Origin of the sequence: Mesotoga sp. HF07.pep.5.2.highcov, from assembly GCF_003666285.1 — a bacterium.
Lineage (GTDB): Bacteria > Thermotogota > Thermotogae > Petrotogales > Kosmotogaceae > Mesotoga > Mesotoga prima.
Genome location: NZ_JFHJ01000525.1, coordinates 1 through 5,852, shown reverse-complemented (window position 1 = coordinate 5,852; position 5,852 = coordinate 1). Strand labels below are relative to the sequence as shown.

The 5,852-nt window shown below is 44.8% G+C and carries 4 protein-coding genes and 1 pseudogene; 2 read left to right on the top strand and 3 right to left on the bottom strand.

Annotation, left to right across the window (positions count from 1 at the left end):
• The 3 genes and pseudogenes from BG32_RS11200 to BG32_RS11190 form a co-directional block, all read right to left on the bottom strand.
• Positions 1-575: pseudogene (locus BG32_RS11200) on the bottom strand (sensor domain-containing diguanylate cyclase); the annotation flags it as partial.
• A gap of 621 nt (positions 576-1,196) precedes the next feature.
• The gene (locus BG32_RS11195; protein WP_259459685.1) at positions 1,197-1,364 is read right to left on the bottom strand and encodes a hypothetical protein; all 168 of its coding nucleotides are present in this window, start codon (positions 1,362-1,364) and stop codon (positions 1,197-1,199) included.
• 260 nt (positions 1,365-1,624) lie between these two features.
• Positions 1,625-1,834, bottom strand: a complete 210-nt coding sequence (locus BG32_RS11190; RefSeq protein WP_259459684.1) for a hypothetical protein — start codon at positions 1,832-1,834, stop codon at positions 1,625-1,627.
• Positions 1,835-2,560: 726 nt separating this feature from the next.
• On the opposite strand from BG32_RS11190, the gene BG32_RS11185 reads away from it, so the two are divergent.
• Positions 2,561-3,442: an alpha/beta hydrolase gene (locus tag BG32_RS11185; RefSeq protein ID WP_006487590.1), complete on the top strand. Its 882-nt coding sequence runs from the start codon at positions 2,561-2,563 to the stop codon at positions 3,440-3,442.
• Between the two features lie 1,547 nt (positions 3,443-4,989).
• On the top strand, positions 4,990-5,733 hold the full coding sequence (locus BG32_RS11170) for a GntR family transcriptional regulator (protein WP_006487594.1): 744 nt from the start codon (positions 4,990-4,992) through the stop codon (positions 5,731-5,733).
• Positions 5,734-5,852 lie beyond the last annotated feature (119 nt).

Here is a 5,852-nt window from a genome sequence, read left to right as displayed (position 1 = left end):
TCCATCACGAAGTGCTTGTATAAAGGAGATAACGCCGGCCCTCCAGATTCCTCGGCGGCCTTATACCAGGCGCGTGTACGTGGGTCGAACTTACCGGCTTGGACGACCCTCTCCCCTGCGGTCAGATCCTCATTAACCGAGTAGTACCATGAGTTGCCTCCCGTAGAGGCGTCATTTCGCATTATTTCAATGACTCCCTTTTCATTTCTGCGGGCTCCGTAATACTCCCCGTCTGCCGTACCGTAACTAAAACTATATATATGAGGGCTTTGAGCGCTCAACACTCCCACAAAGAACTTCTCTCTAAGCTCTTCATTTGACAGATCGAGAATTCCATATTCGATAACCTTGTGGTTGACTTCGTTCACATTGTGAGGTATATGCATAAACGAGGAGACTTGATTGTAGATGTTTTCCCCCAGGTTTTCGACTATTCTTTCAGCCTCTTTTTCAGCCGAGGATAGCCATCTCGAAATGATCAGGTATCCTATAACGATTGTCGAAAAGAGCAGTATTGAAACAGACACGATAGTAATGATACTCTTTATTGAAATGCTCTTCTTTCTCAGGCTCATATGCCTCACCCTGATAATTGTAATTGTCGACTAAGTCTGTATGATAACCGAAATCATTTAAGCTACTTTTAACAGAATCCACTAGTCATTCTTACAACCTAAGCTAACCCAGGAGTATTCACTTCATTATAACAACAGGTATCACAAAAGGCCAAAACCTAAACTCTACGAGTTGCACACAGGATGTCCTCTCTTGAACAAACACGACATTCTTACGATTCAAACTCGTGACGAAATAATTGCCAGTGATTACTGTGCCTTCAATAGTAGTCGCTTCTATACATTAGACAACACATCCGAAGACACTTAAAATAATTGTTACATATAATCGAAATGCTTCGTCATATTACGCATCAAATTGTGTCATGCAACTTCATGCCATAGCAATAACGCAGCTCGTAATTGAATCATCCAAAGGGAGAAACAAGATCCTTAACCTCGGATTTTGCATGATGCTAGCTGGAGTATAGTATCAACTCTCTTCAACAAAACCGGGATGTGAGTCGAGAACTGTTACCACTGTAATTCGATCCGGGTCAAACATCACAGCTGTTCCTCGTTGTGAAATCGAAGGGGATGGGATATTCAATACTGAGCAAACTCGTATTTCCGTCGAAGGAATTATCTCTTGCTATAGCTTTCGAGAAATTCGATAGCTATCTCTTCATTCAGAGGCCTAGCGATGAGATAGCCCTGTATCTTATCGCAGCCGCAACTCAGAAGAAACTGCCTCTGCTTTTCATTTCCCGCGCCTTCGGCCGAAACAAAATGTCCAGGCTTGTGCGTCATAGAAATTATGTCGGTTGTTATGGCCTCTTCCGCTTCTGCATTGGTTTGTCGACAAAGAGAACTCATCGGTCTTCGGCATACTGAGATCAAGAATCACCATATATCTCGATGCTCAACGATCTGCTGCATCGTTCTATTTTGTTAGACGCTGTAAGGACATCGTTTCCTTTCAACATTTTCTCGAGGTCTGAAGCCGAATATTCAGCAATGGGATTTTTGCAGGCACTTCAATCCCCCCTTAACAAATGAAGCTTTCTCCTTCAATGGAGCCGCCCAATCTCCTCCAGCAGTCTTCTGAGCAAGAGGGTGAATTTCTTCTTGAGAGCCGGTACCTCCTCTCCCTTTTCACCCACCACAGTCTTTTTAAACGCTATAAATACTTCATAAAGCTCTTTTGCGCCAATACTGTCGAGAGTGTTCTTTGCCTTGTAAACATTCCCGACCGCATCCGAGAGCCTTTCTTCTCTCATAGCTAGATTTACTTCAAAAGAAGAACATAGATTCCACTCTTGCATTACTGAAGAGCATTCTTCTTTCCCTTTTGCATGAAATACCTTCTTCCAACAAACCAAAACAAAAAATGGTCCCGGAGGGACATGCTCCGAGACCAAGTTGGATGTAATAGTGAGGTGTTACGAGGTGAATCGTGCTTTCAGGATTACGTGAACCTGAATACATTGGGCGCTCAACTATCTAAATGGTCGAGCCCCACACATCTATTATGAACCAGACTCACTCGATAATCCTAGTCTTTTCTCAACTCCCTCCAGGAAACTCCCAGGCGGTCCAATTATAAACCCGCTGTACTAATGATCCTGATCTTAAATCCTTCATTGAGGAAGGAGGGCGACGTAGTGGCGGGGGGTGTCTTTTAGGTCGAAGAACAATGCATAAGACGCAATGCACCGGAAAGCATCGGCTGTCGCAATGCCGCCTTCAGCAGAAGAGGAAGACCATTCGCGAGGTGTTTCAAAAAAGCTTCCTGCAGTTCGACGCAAATGCCATCTAATCGCTGAAAATTAAGAAAGAAGCTTAAAGAAACGGTGCCACGCGAAGAAACTACGTCGGGCGTTGGTTGAAAAGTTGTCGCCTTTTGGCGACAAAGATCGTCAGTTATCAGATCTTTTCTAGTGAGTGAAAGAAATTCCACGCTCTTTTCACGCTATCTGGTTTACATTCGAAATGGAGGTGATCATATGAAGTTACTTCTGACTTTAATGATTGTCGTTACCGGCACTCTTTGCCTTGCGAAGGGAAATTACACATTGCACTCGGAGATTCAGTACAAATCTCACGAGGAGAGTCTTCTCAACTGTCTAGATATATACACACCCGATGAATTAGAAAGCAAGACCGGTGAAATCCCGGTAATGATAATGATTCACGGTGGTGCCTGGAGAACCGGAGATAAGTCTAATAAGAATGTCACTGTGAATAAAGTTCCATACTTCATCTCTAACAACTGGATCTTTGTGAGTATAAACTACAGACTATCACCTGAAGTGAAACACCCGGCACACGTCGAAGATGTAGCCGCTGCTATTGCCTGGGTCAGGGAAAATATATCTTCTTATGGAGGAAATGCCGATAAAATCTTCATCATGGGCCACTCTGCAGGAGCGCATCTTGCGGCTCTCGTTTCTACTGATGAGAGCTATCTGGCGAGATATGGAATCGGACTAGATGCTATTAAGGGAGTTGTACTACTTGACGGGGCCGGCTACGATATTTGCGCGAGCATGGAGAAGTATGGTACAGGGATCATCGCGACCTCGATGTATCTCAACGCTTTTGGTCAGGAAGAAGAGTCATGGTACGATGCTTCGCCAATCAATCATGTTGCTCCAGGAAAATCAATTCCTCCTTTCCTGATAGTTTATGCCGGCGAACGAATAAAGTCAGAAGAAATTTCCAGTGACTTCGCTCTAAAACTCCGGCTTTCCGAAGTGCCTGTTCGCTTGTACCATGCCAAAGATAAAAATCACGCCGATGTGAATATCGATCTGGGATTAGTCCAAGATGATCTGACCATCGTAGTAGCAGACTTTCTGAACGATCTACTAAATTCTTCCGAGTGATAAGAACGATTGTTTGCTGTTAGTAAAAGTACGAAAAAAGAGCTTTTAGAGTTCACTTCTCTTCAGTCTCGTCTCTCTTCTCTTCTCGCGCTCTTCTCGTAGAGAAGCTCTTAACGCTCTTACCAGAACCTGATCCACACCTCAAACGCGTTAGTGGAGAAATTCTCCGTAAGATTTTTTTTGGGACTCCATTTTTCACGAATGAGCGAGAAGATTAGAGAGAGAAAGGGAGAGAAGAGAGAGCTTGGGAGAGAGAAAGAGAGAGAGACTGAAGAGATGAGATCCCGTATAGGAGCATTACGGGATGACACTCCTACACGTCATCCTGACAATGCTCCTGGTCAGGATCCGGACGCGGTGCGAGGTCCACCGTTGAATGGTTCTCGGTTTTCCGAAAAGAACGTTTGCAAGTTCCAGATGCAAGTTACAAGTCGTAAGAGTAGAACAAGCGTACAGCGGCTCTCAAGACCTAGATGCTGAAACGGGTTCATGACGGAAAGAGCAGGGTATCGAGTGTAGGGTCTGGGGTGTCGAGAAGAGAAGAACTCACCGTCTAGGCATTTTCAAGTAATAATGCTGATACAGTTATCCAGCTTGCGCCTTCAGGAGGTCCCACACATTGTCATCCCGAACTTGTTTCGGGATCTTCATGTTGATCTTATCCAAGAACGAAGAACCTGGACGCGCAGCGTCGGAACGAAGAACTGCTCTTTATAGGGGCGGGTCCACGATTTGGGGAAGGACGGTTTTTCACGCGTACAGCGGGTCTTCGTTCTTTAGCGCACAGCGGTTCTTGAGAACGAGATCCCGTACAGGAGCATTACGGGATGACACTCCTAAACGTCATCCTGACAATGCTGGTCAGGATCTCTACCTTTCGCGAAAAATGGAACAGACAATAGGAGCCGGTCAGTCTCTATTTTCGCTCTAGACTTCTCGAGAGCGAAGCAAACCCTCGACAATGCATTTTTTCCGTTTTCTCTTTGGAGGAAATAGATGCTGAACTTGATTCAGAATCTCATGTTCATGGTTCCTGACATTGCCAGAACGAAGAACAGATACTTGCTCCGGAAAGAGCTCTCCTCGATGAACGGTGAACCATTCAACGACTAACTAACCTTTCTTGAACTGTCCAACCGTCAGCCTACCCACAATCTACAACTCATAAGGCTCTTGTGGATTTCTAGCCGTTTTTTAATGCGTATGCTTGAAAGGTTCTGATATCAGAATAGCAAGCAGAAGTAGTATGAAGATAGGGACACCATTTTTACATTGCAGCGATGCCACTCTTCGTTCAGCAAGAGATACTGTTCGTTAGACATGTTAGTGGAAAAATCCTCCGTAAGATCCGTTCTGCTACGATATGTACGAAAAACATCGTAATTATGCCCATCGATGAGAATATTGCTTTCAGTCGATCGTGGATACCCCAGAATTACTTTTTTACCCGATGAATAGAGATACTAAATGAGCAAGGATTTTGTATACTCAGAATACGTCATACATAATACGTATGATGACTTAGATTTCCGGAGGTAGATTAAGAAATGGCCAGGCGTAAATCCCTTTACGAGATCATATATTCACAGATAGAACAGAAAGTCCAGGAGATGGGTGATGGAACACAACTGCCATCAATAGAAAAGCTTTGTGAAGATTATGGAGCCAGCAGGACGGTGATAAGGGAAGTGATTACTGCTCTTGAAAAAGAGGGCTTAGTCGTTAGAAGGCAGGGGCTCGGGACATTCGTTGTTAAGGACAGCGGTCTGGTCCATACAGGGATCGAATATCTGAGAGGCTTGACTCGGATCATTTCGAGCTCGGGAAAGACACCCAATCTGATACACGACAGATTTAAAGAGGTCCTTGCTGATGGCGACCTAGCAGCGAAGCTGGAGATGAGGGAAAAGGAAACACTTGTCCTTACGGAAAGGGTGTACGCCGCAGACGGTATTCCTGCAATATTCGCAAAAACGTACATTGCTTCGGAAAGAATTCCCGGAGGCACAGAGGAATTACTCAAGACTCTCGGAGAAAGAAGGGCGAAGGAATTGGTTCTCTTTGATCTTCTGGAGGAGAAGTTCAAAGATCCAATTAGATATGCGATTGCGGAGATCGAATCTAGGCTCGTGAACGAAGAGCTTGCGGACCTGCTCGAAATGACTCCGGGCACTTCGATAGTGCTGCTCAAAGAAGTTCACCGGGATATAAACAACGTCCCGATGCTTTACTCGGAGGATTTCATAAATACGTCGGTCTTCAGAATACATGTTCTTAGAAAGAAGATTTGAGGTGACGCTTTGATGGAGGATTACAGAGAGCCAGTAGGATTAGAGGGAAGATTTCAGTATCACATTGAGTGCCGCGCGGGAGATATCGCACCGGTTGTAATTGTTCCGGGAGACCAGGG

What these genes read in the sequence shown, in the direction of transcription:
- BG32_RS11185 (WP_006487590.1), top strand. Translation starts at nt 2,561, where the DNA reads ATGAAGTTACTTCTGACTTTAATGATTGTCGTTACCGGCACTCTTTGC.
- BG32_RS11190 (WP_259459684.1), bottom strand. Translation starts at nt 1,834, where the DNA reads ATGAGAGAAGAAAGGCTCTCGGATGCGGTCGGGAATGTTTACAAGGCA.
- BG32_RS11195 (WP_259459685.1), bottom strand. Translation starts at nt 1,364, where the DNA reads ATGACGCACAAGCCTGGACATTTTGTTTCGGCCGAAGGCGCGGGAAAT.
- BG32_RS11170 (WP_006487594.1), top strand. Translation starts at nt 4,990, where the DNA reads ATGGCCAGGCGTAAATCCCTTTACGAGATCATATATTCACAGATAGAA.